The 1,648-nt window shown below is 72.0% G+C and carries 1 protein-coding gene; it reads right to left on the bottom strand.

Annotation, left to right across the window (positions count from 1 at the left end; genetic code table 11):
• On the bottom strand, positions 1 to 1,648 hold a 1,648-nt coding region (locus AVR91_RS16650), incomplete at both ends, for a non-ribosomal peptide synthetase (RefSeq protein ID WP_228709223.1).

Raw genomic sequence — 1,648 nt, 5'->3', positions numbered from 1 at the left:
GAACGGATCGGCGACGAACCGCTCGGCCGTCAACCCGGACCGGTTCGGATAGCCCTGCGCCACCCCGGCTCCGGCGACGTACAGCTCGCCGGGCAGCCCGGGCGGCACGGGCCGCAGGAACGCGTCGAGGACGTAGGCCCGCCGCCCCGAGAGCGGACGGCCGATCGGCAGCACCGATCCCGACGGCGCACCGGGTTCCAGTACCCACCACGTCGCGCACAGCGTGCTTTCCGTCGGGCCGTAGAGGTGCCGGATCCGGACCTGGGGGCACACCTTCCGCACCCGCTCCACCGCCGAGAGCGGCACGGCGTCCCCACCGGTCAGCACCTCGCGGAGACCGGCGACCGACTCCGGTGCTTCCTCGGCCAGCACACGGAAGGAGCCGGCGGTGAGGTGGGCGGCCGTGACCCCAGCGGCCACGTAACCCGCGAGCGACTCGCCGTCCACCGCCCCCGGCCCGGCGAGCATCAGCCGGGCACCCGTGAGCAACGGCACCCACATCTCGAACAAGGAGATGTCGAACGCGTGCGAGGCATGCATCAACACGGTGTCCCCGGGACCGACCCGCCAGCCCGGTTCCCCCACCAGCGCGGCGACGTCGCCGTGCGACACCGCGACCCCCTTGGGCGTGCCGGTCGAACCCGACGTGTACATCACGTACGCGACGTCGTCGGCGCTCACGTCCGTCGAAAGACGCGGGGCTCCGGCCACCGCCTCACGCGTTCCCGGATCGTCGAGGACGATCGGCTCGAGCCCTCCGTCCAGCACCGCGCTCCGGTACGTTTCCGCGCACACCACCGCCGCCGGTTCCGCGTCGGCGAGCATGAACTTCACGCGGTCCGCCGGATAGGCGGGGTCCACCGGGACGTACGCCGCGCCCGCCTTCCACACCGCGAGCAAGGTCGCGATCAGACCGGGCGAACGTTCCATCACCACGGCCACGCGATCGCCGCGCCGGACACCCCGGCCCTTCAGGTGACCGGCGATCCGCTCCGCGCGCTCGGCCAGTTCCCCGTAGGACAGCGCGGTTTCGCCCTCGACGACCGCGATCTCGTCACGGCGGCTCCCGGCCTGGCGGTCGAACAGCCGCGTGGGCAGCGTGCCCGGCGCCGGAGCGGACGTGGCACCCCAGTCGTCCACCAGCAGGTCGCGTTCGGCCGCGGTCGTCACTTCGACGCCGGCGACCGTGAGCCCCGGCTCGTCCGTCAGGCGGCGCAGGACCGCGCCGAAGCGCTCGAGGATGGAGAGCGCGGCGTCCCGGTCGAACAGATCCGGCAGATAGTCGAGTTTGAGCAGCAACGACTCGCCGGGGACGGCGACCAGTGTCAGCGGGTAGTGGGCGGCGATCCGGCCCTGCTCGATCCCGGTGACCACGTCGTCCCGGTCACGGGATTCGTGATGGAACTTCTCGAAGACGATCAACGTGTCGAAGACGGCGCCGGGACCGGCCTCGTGCTGGATGTCGGCCAGGCCGACGTACTGGTCGGGGATGAGGGCCGACTGCCGTTTCTGGAGATCCGCCAGCAGTTCCCGGACCGGGGTGGCCCCCCGCAACCGCACGCGCACCGGAACCGTGTTGAGGAACAGTCCCACCATTCCTTCCACGCCGGGCAGATCCGGCGGCCGCGCCGAGACCGTCGCGCCGAAC

The sequence above is a fragment of the Amycolatopsis keratiniphila subsp. keratiniphila genome (assembly GCF_001620365.2).
Classification (GTDB): domain Bacteria; phylum Actinomycetota; class Actinomycetes; order Mycobacteriales; family Pseudonocardiaceae; genus Amycolatopsis; species Amycolatopsis keratiniphila.
The sequence above is the reverse complement of the archived record's forward strand: the minus strand, read 5'-3'. Positions and strand labels throughout refer to the sequence as shown.